The sequence below is a fragment of the Serratia sp. X10 genome (assembly GCF_017811775.1).
In the GTDB taxonomy this organism is placed as follows: domain Bacteria; phylum Pseudomonadota; class Gammaproteobacteria; order Enterobacterales; family Enterobacteriaceae; genus Serratia; species Serratia ureilytica.
Window position 1 is genome coordinate 47,922 of sequence record NZ_JAEIOH010000009.1, and the last position, 18,504, is coordinate 66,425.

Genomic DNA, 18,504 nt, shown 5'->3' on the forward strand with positions numbered 1-18,504 from the left:
GTCTGTTACTCCACACTTTCGTAATTATTCATTTCATTTCCTTCCCGATTTTTTTGACAACTATCACAGCGCGATCGTTGACCGATCGCGGGGCGATGCGCTTTGCGTCTGCGCGCAAAACGCGGCGCGGCAAATCGATATCGTAATCATCGTCGTGGAGGAGAAAAGAAACATGCTGCCTGTAGAACGTCATCGCTTTATTACCGAAGTCTTGAGCCAGCGCGGCCGCGTGATGGTGCAGGAGGTGGCGCAGCTGTGCCATATCTCTATCGAGACGGCGCGGCGTGATCTGGCCCTGCTGGAACGGCGCGGCCTGCTGCTGCGCAGCCACGGCGGCGCGGTCTTCGTCGAGCCGCCGGCGGTGGAAAAAACCTATGTGCCCGCCGAGATAGATCAGGGAGAGTCCTTCCGCCAGCGCAGCAATGAGTCGCCGGAGCAGAAGACGCGCATCGCCAAACGCGCGCTGGAGTTTATCGCGCCGGGGGATTGCCTGCTGCTGGACAGCAGCTCCACCAGCTGGTTTTTGGCGCGCCAGCTGCCGGATATCTCGCTGGTGGTGCTGACCAACTCGCTGCACATCATCCAGACGCTGGCCTGCAAGGCCAACGTGCGCACCATCGGGCTGGGGGGCGAGTATTCCGCCAAGTACGAGGATTTTATCGGCGTGCTGGCGGAGCAGATGCTGAAAGAGTTCGTGATCAACAAGCTGTTTTTCTCCTGCCACGGCATCTGCCAGGACGGCGGCATCCGCGAGAGCAATGAGCACCATGCGCGGCTGAAGCAACAGATGCTGCTGGCCTCGGAGCGCAAGTTCCTGCTGGTGGACAGCAACAAGTTCGGCCGCCGCTCGTTCGCCCGCATTTGCCATTACCGGGAAATAGATACGCTGATCACCGACAGGCTTGGCGATGACGAGTTTCGTCAGGAATTGGCCTGGAACAACGTCGATGTGATTGAAGTTTCACCCGCCGCGAAAAGGGCGGCGCGATAACAACAACGAAAACCTTTTATTACAGCCAACACTTGTGGAGAGAGAACAATGAAAAAATCCGTACTGGTCGGTCTGTTTGCCTCGCTGCTGCTGTCGGTCTCCGCGCAGGCGGCGGACAAGCTGAAAATGGGCGTGGTGGTGAAAATCGGCGGCATTCCCTGGTTCAACGCCATGGAGGCCGGTATCAAAAGCGAGAGCGCCAAACGCGGCATCGACGCCTGGATGGTCGGGCCGACGGCGGCGGATCCGGCGCTGCAGGTGCGCGCCATCGAGGATCTGATCGCGCAGAAGGTGGACATCATCGGCGTGGTGCCGAACGACGCCCGGGTGCTGGAACCGGTGCTCAAGCGCGCGCAGGAGGCGGGCATCAAGGTGATCGTGCACGAGTCCCCCGGTCAGAAGTACGCCGACTGGGATTTTGAGCTGGTGGACGCCTCGCAGCATGGGGTCAACCACATGAAAGCGTTGGCCGCCTGCATGAAAGAGCAGGGCAAGTACGCGGTATACGTCGGCAGCCTGACGGTGCCGCTGCACATCACCTGGTCGGACTCGGCGATCAATTACCAGAAGCAGCACTACCCGAACATGCAGCTGGTGGGCGACAAGTTCGGCGTGGGGGAGTCGCTGGATGACAGCGTGCGCACCACCAACGATCTGATGGCCAAATATCCCGATTTGAAAGGCGTGCTGGCGTTCGGTTCGCAGGGGCCGATCGGCGCCGGGCGCGCGGTGCTCAACCGCGGCAAAAGCAACGATATCTGCGTCATCGGGCCGTTCAGCCCGGGCCAGGGTGCTTCGCTGGTCAATCGCGGCGCCATCAAGGGCGGTTACATCTGGAACCCGATGGTGGCGGGCGAAGTGTTCGTGCGCATCGCCGACATGATGCACAAGGGCGAAAAAATCACCGATGGCATGACCATCGAAGGCATGGGCAAGGTGCAGGTGGATGCGCAGCAGCACACCATTCTTGGCAACGCCACCGAAAGCCTGGATAAGCAAAACCTGCCGAAGCTGGTGAAGATGGGGCTGTAATCATGGCGATTTCCGGCAATACGGCAACGCGGGGCGCGCCGCTTATCGAACTGCAACAGCTGTCGATGACCTTCGGCGGGCAGCGCGCGCTGAACGATATCTCATTGGCGCTGATGCCGGGGGAGGTGCACTGCCTGGCCGGCACCAACGGCTGCGGCAAGAGCACGTTGATCAAGGCGATCGCCGGCGTGTATCAACCGGATGACGGCAGCCGCATTACCCTCGATGGGCAAACCTTCGGCCGGCTGTCGCCGGATCAGGCGCGCGCCTTCGGCATTCAGGTGATCTATCAGGATCTGTCGCTGTTTCCCAACCTGACGGTGGCGGAAAACATCGCCTTTGAGCACAACCTGCGCGGGCTGTTGGGATGGCACCGCCCGGCGAGGCTGCGGCGCACCGCCGAACGCCTGCTGCAGGAGCTGAATTTCAATCTCGATCTCGACAAACCGGTGGCGGAACTGCCGATCGCCCAGCGCCAGCAGGTGGCGATCTGCCGCGCGCTGGTGGCGCAGGCACGGCTGGTGATCATGGATGAACCGACCGCCTCGCTGACCCGCACCGAGGTCAATCAGCTGCTGCGCACGGTGGATTATTTGAAAGCGCAGGGCATCTGCGTGGTGTTCGTCAGCCACCGGCTGGACGAGGTGCTGGAGATCTCGGATCGCGTCACGGTGATCCGCGACGGCAACAAGATCGGCACCTGGCCGGCGGCGGAGATCACCGGCGATCGCCTGACCGAATTGATGACCGGCCTGACGCTGGACTATCGCCTGAAGTCACCGAGCATGAATAAGGATCGGGTGATGCTGGAGGCGGATCGTCTCAGCCGCGCCGGGCAGTATCACGATGTCAGCTTCTGCCTGCATCAGGGCGAGGTGCTCGGGCTGTGCGGACTGCTCGGCTCGGGGCGCACCGAGCTGGCGCTGAGCCTGTTCGGCATGACCCGGCCGGACAGCGGCAAGCTTTACCTCGACAGCAAACCGGTGCGCTTTCGCGGCCATGAGGACGCGATCAAGGCCGGCATCGGTTATGTCTCGGAGGATCGCCTGACGCTGGGGCTGGTGCAGCAACAGTCGGTGGCGGACAACGCGGTGCTGACCATTCTCGATAAGCTGCGCGGGCGTTTTCGCCTGATCGACGATTACCGTAAGAATCGCATCGTCGCGGAGTGGATCGCCAAACTCGGCGTGCGGGTGGCGGATCCGGATCAGGCGGTTTCGACGCTCTCCGGCGGCAATCAGCAAAAGATCGTGCTGGCCAAGTGGGTGCTGACCCAACCGCGGATCCTGATCCTCGACTCGCCGACCGTCGGTGTCGACGTCGGCGCCAAGGCCAGCATCTACCAATTGATCCATCTGCTGGCGCAGGAGGGGATCGCGATTCTGCTGATCTCCGACGAGGTGCCCGAAGTGTATTACAACTGCGATCGGGTGCTGCACTTCAGCGGCGGCAGCGTGATCGGCGAGTACCTGCCGGGGCAGGTGAGCCAGCTGCAGCTGGCGGAGGCGGTTAATGCGTAGATTCAGTCTGAAACCGCGCGGCAACGAAGGCTACCTGGCCTGGGTGCTGCTGCTGACGGTCATCGTCTTTTCGCTACTCAGCGATCAGTTTTTGACGGTGCAAAACCTGCTCGATCTCAGCGAAAGCTACGCGGTGAGCGGCATATTCGCCCTCGGCCTGTTCGTGGTGCTGGTGACCGGCGGCATCGACATTTCCTTCGCCGCAGTCGCCTCGGTGGTGCAGTACCTGATCGCCACGCTGGCGACGCATTACGGCCTGGCCAGCCCGGCGGGCAGCATTTTGCTGGCGTTGGCGATCGGCGCTGCGCTCGGCATGGTCAACGCGCTGTTGATCTACTGCCTGCGCATCGTCTCGATCATCGTCACCATCAGCATGCAGGCGTTGTTGTTCGGCATGCTGATGTGGCTGACCAACGGCCGCAGCCTGTACGCATTGCCGGACTGGTGGACGCTGCCGCGCAGCGTGTTGCCGTTCCAACTGGGTGAGCAGAGCTATCAGCTCGGTTTGCCGACGCTGGTGATGCTGGCGGTGGCGCTGCTGACCTGGCTGCTGCTGAACAAAACGCACCTCGGGCGCCAGCTGTTTGCCGTGGGCGGGGATGCGGAATCGGCGCGGCGCATCGGCATTCGCGTCGGCCTGCTGCATCTGTTCGCCTATGGCTATCTGGGCGCGATGGCGGCGATCGGCGGCCTGGTGCAGGTGTATCGCATGGGGGAAGTGGTGCCCAACGCGCTGGTGGGCGGCGAGCTCGACGTGCTGGCGGCGGCGGTGCTGGGCGGCGCCAGCCTGAACGGCGGCAAGGGCAGCGTGGTCGGCACGCTGATGGGCGTGTTCCTGATCGGCGTGCTGAAAAACGGCCTCAACCTGATCGGCGTGTCCAGCTACTTCATGAACGTGGTGATCGGTCTGGTGATCGTCGCGGCGATCACCGTCACTCACTACAAGAAACGCAAAGAAACCGACGTCGGTTTCGCCTGAGGAGCGCTTGATGGGCAACAACCTGAAATTTCGTCCGGACGGGGCCGCCGTCGGTTTGCTGGCCTTGCTGCTGGCGGTGGTGCTCGCCTTCAGCTTGCTGATGCCGGGGCGCTTCTTCAGCGGCGCCACTTTCACCAGCGTGGCCTTCCAGCTGCCGGAACTGGGTCTGCTGACGCTGGCGATGTTCATCCCGATCCTCAGCGGCGGCCTGAACCTGTGCATTATCGCCAGCGCCAACCTGACCAGCCTGCTGATGGCCTGGCTGTTCATCAGCTACCTGCCGGCGGACGCCGGGCTGGGCTTGCAGGCGCTGTGGCTGGCGTTGGCGCTGGCGGCGGCGATGCTGCTGGCCGGGCTTATCGGCGCGGCGACCGGCGCACTGGTGGCCTACGTCGGCGCGCACCCGATTCTGGTGACGCTGGCTACCATGACCACGGTCAACGGCATCGGCATCTACCTGACGCGCGGCGCCGCCCTGAGCGGCATGCCGGAGATCGTGCGCTTTATCGGCGCCGAGAGCGTGCTGGGCGTGCCGGTGCCACTGTGGATCTTCCTGACGGTCGCCGCGCTGCTGGCGCTGTTCCTGCAGAAAACCCGGCTCGGCAAATGCATCTACATGAGCGGCAGCAACATCAACGCCACCCATTTCAGCGGCGTGAATACCCATCGGGTGCTGATCGCCATTTACACCCTCTCCAGCCTGCTGTGCGTCATTGCCGGGCTGGTGATGATGGCGCGCTTCAACTCGGCGCGCATGGGTTACGGCGACTCTTACCTGCTGCTGACGGTGCTGGCGATCATTCTGGGCGGCACCGATCCGTTCGGCGGTTTTGGCCGGGTCAGCGGCGTGGTGCTGGCGCTGATCGTGCTGCAGGTGATCGCGACCGGTTTGAACCTGATGAACGTCAGCCCGCATTTCAGTCTGGCGATGTGGGGCGCCGTGCTGATCGCGGTGCTGGCGCTGAAGTTTTTCCGGCATCGCTATCGGCAGCGGCGGGCGATGCGCCGCAGCGCGGCCCAGGCCAGAACCGCGGCGGGCCACTGATCCTTTTCCCTTTTGCGCAGGATAACGCTAATGAAATACCAGATTTCGCCTTCACTGATGTGCATGAACCTGATGGATATCCGCCAACAGTTGGCGGTGCTGAACCGCCGCGCCGATATGCTGCATATCGACATCATGGACGGGCACTACGTTAAAAACATCACGCTGTCGCCGTTCTTTATCGAACAGATCCGCCCGCACACCTCGTTGTTGCTGGATGTGCATCTGATGGTGGAGAACCCGACCGACTTTATCGAGCCGATCGCCCGCGCAGGCGCGGACTTTATCTGCCCGCACGCTGAAACCATCAACCGCGACGCGTTTCGGGTGATCAATCAAATCCGCGCGCTGGGCAAAAAAGTGGGGGTGGTGCTGAACCCGGCCACGCCGGTGGAGTTTATTCGCCACTACCTTCACCTGCTGGACAAGGTCACCGTCATGACCGTCGATCCGGGCTATGCCGGGCAGCCGTTCATTCCCGAAATGCTGGAAAAGATCCGCCAATTGCGCGACCTGAAAAGCCAACAAAATTTGCGCTATCTGATCGAGATCGACGGATCCTGCAACCAGCGCACTTACCGCGATCTGATGGGCGCCGGTGCAGAAGTGTTGATCGTCGGCAGCTCCGGGCTGTTCAATCTTGATCCGGATCTGGAGACGGCATGGGAAAAAATGCTGGATCAGATGCGGCAGGCGGCCTGAGGCGGGGGACATGATGCGGTATTTTCTTGGCGTTGACGTCGGCGGCACCAATACCCGCCTGCTGTTGATGGATGATGAAGGTGAATTCAGCGGTTACCGCAAGATAGCGACCGCCGACTGGGCGCGGCAGGCCGATCCGCTGGCGGCGTTAGGCCGGCTGATCGCCGGGCATTGCCAAGATCGTCAGGTGGCGCAGGTGATGCTGGGGCTGCCGGGGATCCTCAGCCGCGATCGCTCGCGGGTGCTGTCGCTGCCGTTTATCCCGGCGCTGGACGCTCAGCCGGTGGCGGCGCTGTTGGCCGATTTGCTGGCGCTGCCGGTGCGAATGGACAAGGACGTCAATCATCTGCTGTGGTGGGATCTGCAGCAGCTGCCGGCGTTGCCGCAGGTGGCGGTCGGGCTGTATCTGGGCACCGGCATGGGCAACAGCCTGTGGCTGAACGGCGATTTTTACCACGGCGCGCACGGCGCCGCCGGCGAGCTGGGGCACATTCCCTGGCCGGGCCATCAGGGCGAATGCCCGTGCGGTAAACGGGGCTGCGTCGAGAGTTTGACCTCCGGTCACTGGCTAACCGGCTGGGCGCGCGCCAACGCGGCGCAAACGCCGTTTGACCGGCTGTTCGAACGCCACGGCGAGCATCCGGATCTGCAGCGCTTCGTCGAGCGATTGGCGCAGACCATCGCCGTCGAAATGAACGTGATCGACCCCCAGTGCCTGATCCTGGGCGGCGGCGTGATCGCCATGCGCGGTTTTCCGTTGGTGCGGTTGGAGCAGGAGATCCGCCGTCATCTGCGCGCGCCGCAGCCGGCGCAGGGGCTGACGATCTCCGTCAGCCGCCTCGGCGATGAAACCGGCAGCAAAGGCGCCTGTCTGGCCGCCCGGCGCCACCTCCAATTGAGCAGGGAGTACCCGCAATGAAAGGCAAAGTCTGCGTGTTCGGTTCGTTCAACCTGGATATCGTCGCCGGTATGGCGCGCTTTCCGCAGCCCGGCGAATCACTGATCGCCCGCAACAGCATGATGGGGGCGGGCGGCAAGGGCGCCAACCAGGCGACCGCCGCGCTGCGCGCCGGGGCGCGGGTGCATTATATCGGCAAGGTGGGGCGCGACGACTTCGGCACCTTCGCCCGGCGCCACCTCGCCGCCGCCGGTTTCGATGCGGTGACGCTGTTCTCTACCGGCGATTGCCCCACCGGCAATGCGCTTATCTACGTTGCCGGCGAGGATGCGGAAAACATGATCGCCGTCGATCCCGGCGCCAATCTGACGGTCAGCGAAGACGAGGTGCGTCAGTGCCGGCCGGCGATCGCCGCGGCGGATATTCTGCTGACTCAATTGGAGAACAATCTGCCGGCGATCGAGCAGGTGATCGCCATTGCCCGCGAAGCGCAAACGTTCATCATACTCAACCCGGCGCCGTTTCAGCCGGTGCCGGACAGCCTGTTGGCGCAGGTCGATCTGCTGACGCCCAACGCCACCGAGTGCACGTTGCTGACCGGCGTGCCGGTGCGCGATGTGGCTTCGGCGCGTCAGGCGGCGCAGGTGTTGCACGCCAAGGGCATTCGTTTGCTGATTGTGACGTTGGGCACGCAGGGGGCGTTGTTCTCGGACGGGGAAAACAGCGAGCTGATCCCGGCGTTTCCGGCACAGCCGAAAGACACCACCGGCGCGGGCGATGCGTTTAACGGCGCCTTGGCGGCGCAGCTGGCGAATCAGGTGCCGTTAGCCGAGGCGGTGCGTTTTGCCGCCGCCTATGCGGCGGTCTGCGTGGAGCGCGCCGGTGCGGCGGTGTCGATGCCGAGCTATGACGAGGCGCTGGCGCGCCAACGGGCGTTTGCTTGACGATGACGGGCTGCGGCGCGGAGGCGGCAGCCCGGTTCCCTTATTTCAACCAGCCTTTGCGCTGCGCATCCCGCAGATGTTGCTCCAGGTGGCGCCACAGCTCGGGATGCACGTCGGCGATCGCCGCATTGCGCGACAGTACCTGCTCCAGGCTGATGCCGTTTTCCACCCAGCTCTGGCCTTCGTTGTGCAGGTTCATCAGCATCGGCATGGTGCGATCCAGCAGCAAGGCGAAGCGGGCATCGGCGCTTTCGCCCTCTTCATACTCCTGCCATAAAGCGGTGAAATACTCGCGCTGTGTCTGCGGCAGCATGCCGAACAGACGGCGCGCCGCCGCCACTTCCTGATCGTGGATCGCCGCGCGGGCGGCCAGATCGTAGACCAGCACGTCACCGGCGTCGATTTCCACGATGTCATGCAGCAGCGCCATCTGGATCACGCGCTGAATGTCTACGTCATCACCGGCGTACGGGGCCAGGCTCATGGCGGCGATGGCGAAGTGCCAACTGTGTTCGGCGGAGTTTTCCTGGCGCTGGGTGCCCAGCACTTTGGTGCGGCGTTGCACGCCTTTCAACTTATCGATTTCCATCAGGAACTGGATGGCCTGGGTCATTGAACCGAAATCTAACGCGGGTACAGCGGATGACATGGTGTAAACCTCAAGGTGGGTGGGTTGAAGCCTGAGGATTGTAGACCACCGGGCAGGGGATTTCGATGGTTACACGCGTTCACATTTTTATTTTAGCGTACACGTGTACACTGGAATTATTCTCAGTTAAGCTGCTTTGCGTTAATTTCGAACAAAGCAGGGCATTTTGAGGGGTTGCGCGTTATGGGGAAAACGGACGTAGTGAAAGCCGGGACCAATAAGATTGTCGCCGCGGCTTATCCGTGGGCGGAAGAGATCGCCAACAGCATCAGCCACGGCATCGGGCTGGTGTTCGGCATCGTCGGTCTGGTGTTGCTGTTGGTGCAGGCGGTGAATACCGGCGCCGATGCGACGGCCATCACCAGTTACAGCCTATACGGCGGCAGCATGATCCTGCTGTTTCTCGCTTCCACGCTGTACCATGCGATTCCGCATCAGAAGGCCAAGCATTGGCTGAAAAAGTTCGATCACTGCGCCATTTATCTCCTGATTGCCGGCACTTACACGCCGTTTTTGCTGGTGGGGCTGGATTCGCCGCTGGCGAAGGGATTGATGGCGGTAATCTGGGGGTTGGCGCTGCTCGGCGTGCTGTTCAAACTGGCCTTCGCCCACCGTTTTGAAGCCCTGTCGTTGGTGACCTACCTGACGATGGGCTGGCTGTCGCTGATCGTGATTTATCAGTTGGTCACGCGGCTGGAGGCCGGCGGCGTCACGCTGCTGGCGATCGGCGGGGTGGTCTATACCCTGGGCGTGATTTTCTACGCTTCCAAGCGCATTCGCTTTGGCCACGCCATCTGGCACGGTTTCGTGCTCGGCGGCAGCGCCTGCCATTTCATGGCGATCTACCTGTACGTCTAAGCCTTGCCGCTACGTCTGAATGCGTATTGAACTGGCGCCTCTTTTGTTTTAAAAAAGAGGCGCTTGCTTCTTTCGGGTATCCAGCAAGCCCGTTCCTTCATTTCTGAGCCCGCATACCGTTTCTTTAACCTCTGTTCAGGACTCACCAAGATGATCGTTCGCTTATCCAAAGCGCTGCTGGTCTGCGCTATCGCTTTGTTCGCTTCACTGGTCGCCTTCGGCAACATCACCGACTACGGCTCCAACTTCGCCTTTGTGCGCCATGTCTTTATGATGGACACAATTTTCCCCGACGCCACCATCGGCTATCGCTCGATACAGACGCCGTGGCTGCATCACGCCGGTTATATTTTCATCATTGCGCTGGAAAGCCTGACCGCGCTGCTGTGCTGGATCGGCGGCCTGCGACTGTTGGGCGGCCTGAAACTGCCCGCCAGGGCCTTTAACGGTCGCAAAACGCTGGCGGTGATCGGCCTGACGCTGGGCTTCCTCACCTGGCAGGTCGGTTTCATGTCGATAGGCGGTGAGTGGTTCGGCATGTGGATGTCGAAGCAGTGGAACGGCGTTCCCGATGCCTTTCGTTTCTTCATCACCATCATTTTGGTGCTGATTTATCTGGTGCAGCGCGACGGGGAGCTGGACGAGTAACGAAGATGGCCGCAGGCAGGGCGCCTGCGGCCGACGGATTATTTCTCTTCGGCCAGCGAGTAGGGCAAGGGTTTGATCGCCAGCTGGCTGGCGGCATCGTCGCGCACCCGCAGCTTGCTGTCGGCGTCTAAATCGTTATTCATCACCACCTGCACCCACAGCGTGCCGTCGGCCAATTGGCTCGACGCCAGTACGGTGCCGGTGCGGCGCCAGTTTTCACCCAGCTGCAGCTCCAGATCTTCCGCCGCCTGCGGGGCGCGAGCGGCTTTACCTTCCAGCCAGTAGAGCGCGCGTTTGTTGGCGCCGCGGAATTTGGCGCGCGCCACCATCTCCTGGCCGGTATAGCAGCCCTTGCTGAAGCTGATGCCTTCCAGCGCCTGCAGGTTGGTGGCCTGCGGGATCAGCTGCGCGCTGTTGGCGGCGTCGATAACCGGATAACCGGCTTCGATCTCCAGCGCCAGCCACTGGCTGCTGTCATTCAGTTCCGCCTGATCATGCAGTTTGCCGATCAGCTGTTCGGCCACGGCGGGGCGGGTCACCAGCAGAAAGCGTTCCGCCGGCGCAGCGAAGTGCAGCAGCGTGGTTTCGCCTTCCTGCACCACCGGGTGCTCGGCGCTCGGCAGCGTGGCGAACAGGCCCGCCAGCGCGGCGCGCGCCTGGAAACCGGCGACCCCCAGCAATACTGCGTCATTATCGGCGGCGATGGTGACTTTGGAGAACACCGCATATTTTTTGATTTCAGCCAGTTGGCTGTCCAGCACGCTGCGGCGCTCCAGATAGGCGAAGCCTTCGCCACGGTGGAACAGACGCAGGTTGCTCCACATTTTGCCCTTGGCGTCGCAGTGGGCGCACAGCACGTGTTGATCGGCCGCCAGCGCGTCGATGTCCGCCGTCACCTGGCCCTGGAGATATTTCACCGCGTCCGGCCCGTTCAGCGTCACCAGCGCCCAATCTTCCAGCGAGATCAGCGTCAGGGGCAGATGGGTGGAAGCGGAGGGCTGACGGGGTGGGAATGGAATGTTATGCGCCATAGTAAGTTCCTGCTCAACGTTTAGCTTACCTGAAGGGTATTGAACCCATGGTAAAAGAGGCGGCGGGCTTTGCAAACTGTTATTCGCGCCGCGGCGCCGGGGGGCGCTTTTTTTGGCATTTTGCGCTTTATTGCGTTTTCCGCCACAAAGCGCCTTCCCGGCGTGTATGTCAAATTGTTACTCTATAGGCTTGCGGCCAGGGCACCCTTGCAGACAGATCCCCGGTTGATGGAATTATATTGCGACGGCGTTGCCATACAGTGTGTCATTTGAACCCTGCGCTGGCGCTGCCGCGCTGAAAAGAGGTGAGTCATAACAACATGGATATTAACAACAAAGCACGTATTCACTGGGCTTGCCGTCGTGGCATGCGCGAGCTGGACATCTCCATCATGCCGTTCTTCGAATACGAATACGACAGCCTGAATGACGCGGACAAGGCGCTGTTCATCCGTCTGCTCGAGTGCGACGATCCCGATTTGTTCAACTGGCTGATGAATCATGGCGCGCCGCAGGACAGCGAGCTGCAAAGAATGGTGACCCTGATCCAAACGCGAAATAAAGATCGTGGCCCAGTGGCGATGTGATATCCGCATTTCCTGGCGCACCCAGCTGTTCTCTCTGTTGACCCACGGCGTCCTGATCCTGCTGATCCTGATTTCGCCCTGGCCGGAAGGCTTTGGTCCGCTCTGGCTGGTGTTGCTGACGCTGGTGGTGTTTCAGTGCATTCGCAGCCAGAAGCGCATCGCCGCGGTGCAGGGTGAACTGCGGCTGCTGGCGGACAGGCGTTTCAGCTGGCACGGCCGAGAATGGCGGCTGGTGAAGAAGCCCTGGATGCCGGGCTACGGCCTGCTGCTGACGCTACAGCCTATGGAGGGCAAAAAGCGCCGTCGGCTGTGGCTGGCTTCTGACTGCATGAGCAAAGAGGAGTGGCGCCACCTGCGGCAGCTGTTGCTGTATCCGCCGGCGAGTGACGGCGAACAAGACTGATAGGGGGCGCCGGCGCGAATCATGCCGCCGGCGCTCGGCGTTTGGGGAAGATCGCCCGACGGCGGCTACAGCAGCGGCTCCATTTCCAACAGGATCTGTTCGCACCATTGCTGCAGGCGCTCTTCGCTCAGATCGTATTGGTTGACCTCATCGAGCGCCAGGCCGACGAAGTGTTTGCCGTCGGCGCTCAGCGGTTTGGGGCTGGTGAACTCGAAGCCCTCGGTTGGCCAGAAGCCGATGAACTGCACGCCCAGCGGCGCGATGTGATCGTGCAGCATGCCCAGCGCGTCGAGGAACCACTCGCCGTAACCGAGCTGGTCGCCCATGCCGTACATGGCGACGATCTTGCCTTTCAGATCCAGCGCCGGCAGCTGCGGCCAGATAGCTTCCCAGTCTTCCTGCAGTTCGCCGAAATCCCAGGTCGGGATGCCGAGGATGAGAATGGAATAGTCCTCCATCAGCTTGGGCGAGACGTCTTTCAGGTTGTGCAGGTCGACCAGGTCTTCACCCAGAATCTCACGGATTTTTTCTGCCGCCATCTCGGTGTAGCAGGTGCTGGAGCCGTAAAACAGACCAATCTTCATGTGTAAACCGTTACGTTGCTGTTTAGAGAATTGCAGCGAGTATACCTGATTTGCGTCGGCTTAAGGCATAATGGCGCGGGTGGAAATGCAACGAAGAGAGGACCGCGTGCAACAGCAAGACAATGCGCTGATTGAACAATTCCTGGATGCGCTGTGGCTTGAGCGCAATCTGGCGGAAAATACGCTGGCCTCCTACCGGCTGGATTTGCAGGCCCTGGGCGCCTGGCTTGGCCAGCAAAACACCGACTTGCTGCAGGCGCAGGCCTTGGATCTGCAGGCGTTTCTCGCCGAGCGGGTGGATGGCGGCTACAAGGCCACCAGCTCCGCGCGCTTGCTGAGCGCCATGAGGCGCCTGTTTCAGTATCTGTACCGCGAAAAGCTGCGCGCCGACGATCCCACCGCGCAGCTGGCTTCCCCGAAGCTGCCGCAGCGTTTGCCGAAGGATCTGAGCGAGGCGCAGGTCGATGCGCTGCTGCAGGCGCCCTGCGTCGATCAGCCGCTGGAGCTGCGCGACAAGGCGATGCTCGAGGTGTTGTACGCGACCGGGCTGCGGGTCTCTGAGCTGGTGGGGTTGAACATCAGCGACGTCAGCCTGCGTCAGGGCGTGGTGCGGGTGATCGGCAAGGGCAACAAGGAGCGGCTGGTGCCGCTGGGCGAAGAAGCGGTCTACTGGATCGAAAATTATCTGGAGCACGGTCGCCCGTGGCTGGTCAACGGCCAGACTCTGGATGTGCTGTTCCCAAGCAACCGGTGTCAGCAAATGACCCGACAGACGTTCTGGCATCGCATCAAACACTATGCCATCCTTGCGGGCATCGACAGCGAGCGTCTGTCGCCGCACGTGTTGCGGCACGCGTTCGCCACCCATTTGCTGAACCATGGGGCCGATCTCCGTGTCGTACAGATGTTGTTAGGCCACAGCGATCTCTCGACCACGCAAATTTATACTCATGTAGCGACCGAACGACTGAAACAGCTACATCAACAGCATCACCCGCGCGCCTGAGCGGCGGGTTCGAAAGGATTGGAACAATGAAAAAAGGTTTAATGCTGCTCTCTCTGCTGGTGGCTTCGGTGGCCGGCGCCGCCCATGCCGATGACGCGGCGATCAAAAAAGCGCTCGCCAGCCTGGGCATTCAGCAGGCGGACGTGCAGCCTTCGCCGGTCAACGGCCTGAAAACCGTGCTGACCGACAGTGGCGTGCTGTACGCCTCCGAAGACGGCAAGCACATCCTGCAGGGCCCGCTGTTCGACGTCAGCGGCAAAGAGCCGGTCAACGTGACCAACCAACTGCTGAGCACCAAGATGGAAGCGCTGAAAGATCAGATGATCGTTTACAAAGCGCCGAAAGAGAAACACGTGATCACCGTGTTCACCGACATCACCTGCGGTTACTGTCACAAGCTGCATCAGCAGATGAAAGAGTACAACGATCTGGGCATTACCGTGCGTTACCTGGCGTTCCCGCGCCAGGGGCTGGCTTCCCAGGCTGAAAAAGACATGCAGTCGATCTGGTGCACCGCCGACAAGGCCAAGGCGTTCGACGCCGCCATGAAGGGCGACGCCGTTTCTCCGGCGACCTGCAAAACCGACATCAGCAAGCATTACGAGCTGGGCGTGCAGTTCGGCATTCAGGGCACGCCGGCCATCATCCTGGAAAACGGCATGATGATCCCGGGCTATCAGGGGCCGAAAGAGATGGCCGCCATGCTGGACGCGCATCAGGCCGCCACCAAAGCCGGTGGTTAATCGCCGGTGAGTATCAAAACGCAACTACGCCGCCGCCCGGCGGCGGACGACACGCATCTGCCCGCCAGTTTGCCGCCGCTTCTGCGCCGGCTTTACGCCCTGCGCGGCGTGCAGGCTGAGCAAGAGTTGGAGCGCGGCGTTAAGGGCATGCTGCCCTGGCAACAGCTGGACGGCATCGACGACGCCGTCAGCCTGTTGCAGCAAGCGCTGGCCGACGGTCGCCGCATCATGGTGGTGGGCGATTTCGACGCCGATGGCGCCACCAGCACCGCGCTGACGGTGCTGGCGCTGCGCAGCATGGGCGGCGCAGCCGTCGACTATCTGGTGCCTAACCGTTTCGAAGACGGTTACGGCCTGAGCCCCGAAGTGGTGGAGCAGGCGGCGGCGCGCGGCGCAGAACTCATTGTTACCGTCGATAACGGCATCTCCTCCCACGCCGGCGTCGACGTGGCGCACGCCAAAGGCATGCAGGTGCTGGTGACCGATCACCACCTGCCGGGCGAGACCCTGCCGGCGGCTGAAGCGATCGTTAACCCCAACCTGCGCGGCTGCGCCTTCCCGTCCAAATCGCTGGCGGGGGTAGGCGTGGCGTTCTACCTGATGCTGGCGCTGCGCGCCCGGCTGCGGGACAGCGGCTGGTTCGAGCAGCGCGCGCTGGCGATGCCGAATCTGGCGGAACTGCTGGATCTGGTGGCGCTCGGCACCGTGGCCGACGTGGTGCCGCTGGACGCCAACAACCGCATTCTGGTGTATCAGGGATTAAACCGCATCCGCGCCGGCAAATGCCGACCGGGCATCCGCGCGCTGCTCGAAGTGGCCAACCGCGACGCCCGCCAACTGGCGGCCAACGATCTCGGTTTCGCCCTCGGCCCGCGGCTCAACGCCGCCGGCAGGCTGGACGACATGTCGATCGGCGTGGCGCTGCTGTTGAGCGACGACATCGCGCAGGCGCGCATGCTGGCCAACGATCTCGATGCGCTGAACCAGACGCGACGCGAGATAGAGCAGGGCATGCAGGTGGAAGCCCTGCAGCTGTGCGATCAGCTGGAGCGCACCAGCACCGAGCTGCCTTACGGGCTGGCGATGTATCATCCGGAATGGCATCAGGGCGTGGTGGGCATCCTCGCTTCGCGCATCAAAGAGCGTTTCCACCGTCCGGTGATCGCTTTCGCGCCGGCGGGTGACGGCATCCTGAAAGGCTCCGGGCGTTCGGTGCCCGGCTTGCACATGCGCGACGCGCTGGAGCGGCTGGATATGCTGAACCCCGGGCTGATGATGAAGTTCGGCGGCCACGCGATGGCGGCCGGGCTGTCGCTGGAAGAGGCCAAATTCGACGAGTTCCGCCAGCGTTTCGGCGAGCTGGTGGGCGAATGGCTCGATCCGGCGATGTTGGAAGGGGTGATCTGGTCCGACGGCGAACTGGCGATGCAGGAGCTGTCGTTGACGACGGCGGAGCTGCTGCGCGAGGGCGGCCCGTGGGGCCAGGCGTTCCCGGAACCGACCTTCGACGGCAAGTTCCGCATCCTGCAGCAGCGGTTGGTGGGTGAGAAACACCTGAAGCTGATGGTGGAACCGCTTGGCGGCGGCCCGTTGCTCGACGGCATTGCGTTCAACGTGGACACCACGCTGTGGCCGGACAGCAGCGTGCGCGAAGTGGAACTGGCCTACAAACTCGACTTCAACGAGTTTCGCGGCAACCGCAACGTGCAACTGCTGATCCAGCACCTTTGGCCGCGCTGAGGCGAAATGGGCGTTCGTGTAGCGGTAAGTGACCGGTGTACGAACGTTCCATCAGTTTCGTGGCGGAATAATCAGGCTGGCGACGCCTTTCTGCTCGATAATTTCCAGCATTCTGAGCGCGGAACCCTGGGGTTTCACCGCATTACGTTCCCATTTCTGTACGCTGGTGGTCGACATATTGACCACGGCCGCCAGATCGGCCTGACTTAAGCCAAGCCGTTTGCGTAGCATTTTGATGCGTGCGCCGTCCATTTGCTCACGCTGTTCATGCTGGGCATTTTGCTCTTGCGCCTGAACGCGCGCATCGATGCTGCGCATGGTGTCGTCTGACACTGCGCCAATTTCATTGAATCGTTGCGCCATTTTTTGCAGTCTGAGTAGGCGATTATCAGTCATCGCATTTCACCTCTCGCAGGTAACCGCTATCGATGGCTCGTTTGATAATTTCTGGCGGCATGGCAAGAAAGTCTTTAGCGAGCTCGCGATAGGTTGCTAATTCATCATCGTTAATTTCTTTTGCACCGTTCTGTTTTACGGTGTTTTTTAGCCATCCATCAACAAAATACTGATGGCGTCCGTGTTTAAATGCCACGATGGATCGGGCGCCGCCCCGTTTACCCCGATTGAGCGGGAGGCGTTTCTTGTAGACGCCGCCCCCCAGATCGCCGTCATGGTTGCCATGTTCGAGTTCGTGAGCTGCCGTGCAAATTTTTTGATCGACGATGCGATTTTTCTTCATAAATTTGTCGAAATCATCCGTAACGAAAATGTCCATGTTGGCACCGCCTATCCCTGTTGAGTCATCGTCGTGACTATAGTCTTAATGACTAAGCTGCTCAATACTTGAACAGCTTAGTGGCTTGGTTGGCGCCGACAAGAAAACACGGACGAAACGCCAGCTCTCCCCGCTACACGCTTTGGCGCCCGATCGCCACAAAAACTGACCAACTCGCTATAAACTGCCGCCCGGATCCGTTAGAATTAGCGGTTCCAATGGCATTCCGCCATCGACGACATCAACGTAAAAGAACGCAAAACCATGTTTGAAATTAACCCGGTAAAAAACCGAATTCAGGACCTGTCCGAGCGGACTGCGGTTCTTAGGGGGTATCTTTGACTATGATGCCAAGAAGGAACGCCTAGAAGAAGTCAACGCCGAGCTGGAGCAGCCGGACGTTTGGAACGAACCGGAGCGCGCACAGGCGCTCGGCAAAGAGCGCGCCGCGCTGGAAGCCATCGTTGAAACCATCGATCACCTGCAGCAGGGCAGCGAAGACGTCAGCGGTCTGCTGGAGCTGGCGGTGGAAGCCGACGATGAAGAGACCTTCAACGAAGCGGTCGCCGAACTCGATCAACTGATCGCCAAGCTCGAGCAGCTGGAATTCCGCCGCATGTTCTCCGGCGAATACGACAGCGCCGACTGCTATCTGGACATTCAGGCCGGCTCCGGCGGCACCGAAGCGCAAGACTGGGCCAGCATGCTGCTGCGCATGTACCTGCGCTGGGCCGAAGCCAAGGGCTTCAAGACCGAAGTGATCGAAGAGTCCGACGGCGACGTTGCGGGCCTGAAATCGGCCACCATCAAGATCATCGGCGACTACGCGTTCGGCTGGTTGCGCACTGAAACCGGCGTTCACCGCCTGGTGCGCAAGAGCCCGTTCGACTCCGGCGGCCGTCGCCACACCTCGTTCAGCTCGGTGTTCATCTACCCGGAAGTGGACGACGATATCGACATCGATATCAACCCGGCGGATCTGCGCATCGACGTGTACCGCGCCTCCGGTGCGGGCGGTCAGCACGTCAACAAAACCGAATCCGCCGTACGTATTACTCACCTGCCAACCAACATCGTGGTGCAGTGCCAGAACGATCGTTCTCAGCATAAGAACAAGGATCAAGCGTTTAAACAGCTGCGAGCCAAGCTGTACGAGTTTGAGATGCAAAAGAAAAATGCTGATAAACAGGCGATGGAAGACAACAAGTCCGACATCGGCTGGGGCAGCCAAATCCGTTCTTACGTGCTGGATGACTCCCGCATCAAGGATTTGCGCACCAACGTCGAAACGCGTAACACGCAGGCCGTACTGGATGGCGACCTGGATAAATTCATTGAGGCAAGTTTGAAAGCCGGGTTATGAGGAATA

At 61.2% G+C, this 18,504-nt stretch carries 21 protein-coding genes; 16 read left to right on the plus strand and 5 right to left on the minus strand.

The window, feature by feature from the left end:
• Nucleotides 1–172 precede the first annotated feature (172 nt).
• Genes J9788_RS22155 through rbsK form a run of 8 tightly spaced genes read left to right on the plus strand, consistent with a single transcriptional unit; the run spans nucleotide 173 to nucleotide 8,111 of the window.
• Nucleotides 173–991 carry a DeoR/GlpR family DNA-binding transcription regulator gene (locus J9788_RS22155; protein ID WP_033644759.1) on the plus strand — a complete coding sequence of 273 codons (819 nt, stop codon included), beginning with the start codon at nucleotides 173–175 and terminating at the stop codon, nucleotides 989–991.
• 48 nt (nucleotides 992–1,039) lie between these two features.
• A complete protein-coding gene (locus tag J9788_RS22160; protein ID WP_025304134.1) occupies nucleotides 1,040–2,023 on the plus strand; it encodes a substrate-binding domain-containing protein in 984 nt (327 codons plus the stop codon).
• Between the two features lie 2 nt (nucleotides 2,024–2,025).
• A complete protein-coding gene (locus J9788_RS22165) occupies nucleotides 2,026–3,543 on the plus strand; it encodes a sugar ABC transporter ATP-binding protein (protein WP_046898994.1) in 1,518 nt (505 codons plus the stop codon).
• Nucleotides 3,536–4,522 carry an ABC transporter permease gene (locus J9788_RS22170; protein ID WP_025304132.1) on the plus strand — a complete coding sequence of 329 codons (987 nt, stop codon included), beginning with the start codon at nucleotides 3,536–3,538 and terminating at the stop codon, nucleotides 4,520–4,522. Before J9788_RS22165 ends, J9788_RS22170 begins: the two co-directional genes overlap by 8 nt.
• 10 nt (nucleotides 4,523–4,532) lie before the next feature.
• Nucleotides 4,533–5,567, plus strand: coding sequence for an ABC transporter permease (locus J9788_RS22175; protein WP_094144081.1), 1,035 nt, complete (start codon nucleotides 4,533–4,535; stop codon nucleotides 5,565–5,567).
• Nucleotides 5,568–5,597: 30 nt separating this feature from the next.
• Entirely contained in the window at nucleotides 5,598–6,269 is a 672-nt protein-coding gene (gene alsE, locus J9788_RS22180) for a D-allulose 6-phosphate 3-epimerase (protein ID WP_033644765.1), read from the plus strand.
• Nucleotides 6,270–6,279: 10 nt separating this feature from the next.
• A complete protein-coding gene (alsK, locus tag J9788_RS22185) occupies nucleotides 6,280–7,188 on the plus strand; it encodes an allose kinase (protein WP_046898996.1) in 909 nt (302 codons plus the stop codon).
• Nucleotides 7,185–8,111, plus strand: coding sequence for a ribokinase (gene rbsK, locus J9788_RS22190; protein ID WP_046898997.1), 927 nt, complete (start codon nucleotides 7,185–7,187; stop codon nucleotides 8,109–8,111). Before alsK ends, rbsK begins: the two co-directional genes overlap by 4 nt.
• 40 nt (nucleotides 8,112–8,151) lie before the next feature.
• Here rbsK and J9788_RS22195 read toward each other — a convergent pair whose 3' ends face one another.
• Nucleotides 8,152–8,760 (minus strand): HD family hydrolase, encoded by a 609-nt coding sequence (locus tag J9788_RS22195; protein ID WP_033644771.1) that lies wholly within the window; start codon nucleotides 8,758–8,760, stop codon nucleotides 8,152–8,154.
• 183 nt (nucleotides 8,761–8,943) lie between these two features.
• Here J9788_RS22195 and J9788_RS22200 point away from each other — a divergent pair, with 183 nt between their 5' ends.
• Nucleotides 8,944–9,618, plus strand: a complete 675-nt coding sequence (locus J9788_RS22200) for a hemolysin III family protein (protein ID WP_033644772.1) — start codon at nucleotides 8,944–8,946, stop codon at nucleotides 9,616–9,618.
• 150 nt (nucleotides 9,619–9,768) lie between these two features.
• Nucleotides 9,769–10,266: a DUF2165 family protein gene (locus J9788_RS22205; protein WP_046898998.1), complete on the plus strand. Its 498-nt coding sequence runs from the start codon at nucleotides 9,769–9,771 to the stop codon at nucleotides 10,264–10,266.
• Nucleotides 10,267–10,304: 38 nt separating this feature from the next.
• On the opposite strand, the gene ygfZ is transcribed toward J9788_RS22205, so the two are convergent.
• Complete coding sequence (ygfZ, locus tag J9788_RS22210) at nucleotides 10,305–11,297, minus strand: tRNA-modifying protein YgfZ (protein WP_099783413.1); 993 nt, start codon at nucleotides 11,295–11,297, stop codon at nucleotides 10,305–10,307.
• 320 nt (nucleotides 11,298–11,617) lie between these two features.
• On the opposite strand from ygfZ, the gene sdhE reads away from it, so the two are divergent.
• Together sdhE and J9788_RS22220 are read left to right on the plus strand one after the other, a co-directional pair.
• Nucleotides 11,618–11,884 (plus strand): FAD assembly factor SdhE, encoded by a 267-nt coding sequence (gene sdhE, locus J9788_RS22215; RefSeq protein ID WP_019455657.1) that lies wholly within the window; start codon nucleotides 11,618–11,620, stop codon nucleotides 11,882–11,884.
• Entirely contained in the window at nucleotides 11,865–12,287 is a 423-nt protein-coding gene (locus J9788_RS22220) for a protein YgfX (RefSeq protein WP_046899001.1), read from the plus strand. The genes sdhE and J9788_RS22220 overlap by 20 nt, the downstream gene beginning before the upstream one ends.
• Nucleotides 12,288–12,352: 65 nt before the next feature.
• Here the strand turns inward: J9788_RS22220 and fldB are convergent, their stop codons facing one another.
• The gene (gene fldB, locus J9788_RS22225) at nucleotides 12,353–12,871 is read right to left on the minus strand and encodes a flavodoxin FldB (protein WP_033635825.1); all 519 of its coding nucleotides are present in this window, start codon (nucleotides 12,869–12,871) and stop codon (nucleotides 12,353–12,355) included.
• Nucleotides 12,872–12,977: 106 nt separating this feature from the next.
• Here fldB and xerD point away from each other — a divergent pair, with 106 nt between their 5' ends.
• The 3 genes from xerD to recJ are packed head-to-tail and all read left to right on the plus strand — an operon-like array spanning nucleotide 12,978 to nucleotide 16,360.
• Nucleotides 12,978–13,877 (plus strand): site-specific tyrosine recombinase XerD, encoded by a 900-nt coding sequence (xerD, locus tag J9788_RS22230; protein WP_033644935.1) that lies wholly within the window; start codon nucleotides 12,978–12,980, stop codon nucleotides 13,875–13,877.
• A gap of 26 nt (nucleotides 13,878–13,903) precedes the next feature.
• Entirely contained in the window at nucleotides 13,904–14,620 is a 717-nt protein-coding gene (dsbC, locus tag J9788_RS22235; RefSeq protein ID WP_042785306.1) for a bifunctional protein-disulfide isomerase/oxidoreductase DsbC, read from the plus strand.
• Nucleotides 14,621–14,626: 6 nt separating this feature from the next.
• Nucleotides 14,627–16,360: a single-stranded-DNA-specific exonuclease RecJ gene (gene recJ / locus J9788_RS22240; RefSeq protein ID WP_182265337.1), complete on the plus strand. Its 1,734-nt coding sequence runs from the start codon at nucleotides 14,627–14,629 to the stop codon at nucleotides 16,358–16,360.
• A gap of 51 nt (nucleotides 16,361–16,411) precedes the next feature.
• On the opposite strand, the gene J9788_RS22245 is transcribed toward recJ, so the two are convergent.
• Together J9788_RS22245 and J9788_RS22250 are read right to left on the minus strand one after the other, a co-directional pair.
• Nucleotides 16,412–16,756, minus strand: coding sequence for a DNA-binding transcriptional regulator (locus J9788_RS22245; protein ID WP_046899002.1), 345 nt, complete (start codon nucleotides 16,754–16,756; stop codon nucleotides 16,412–16,414).
• Nucleotides 16,749–17,135: a type II toxin-antitoxin system RelE/ParE family toxin gene (locus J9788_RS22250; RefSeq protein WP_095099094.1), complete on the minus strand. Its 387-nt coding sequence runs from the start codon at nucleotides 17,133–17,135 to the stop codon at nucleotides 16,749–16,751. The genes J9788_RS22245 and J9788_RS22250 overlap by 8 nt, the downstream gene beginning before the upstream one ends.
• A 264-nt stretch (nucleotides 17,136–17,399) precedes the next feature.
• Between J9788_RS22250 and prfB the strand changes: the two genes are divergently transcribed.
• A protein-coding gene (gene prfB, locus J9788_RS22255) for a peptide chain release factor 2 (RefSeq protein ID WP_099783420.1) occupies nucleotides 17,400–18,498 on the plus strand; the annotation gives its coding sequence in 2 pieces (ribosomal slippage) (nucleotides 17,400–17,474 and nucleotides 17,476–18,498; 1,098 coding nt in all).
• Nucleotides 18,499–18,504: the final 6 nt, after the last annotated feature.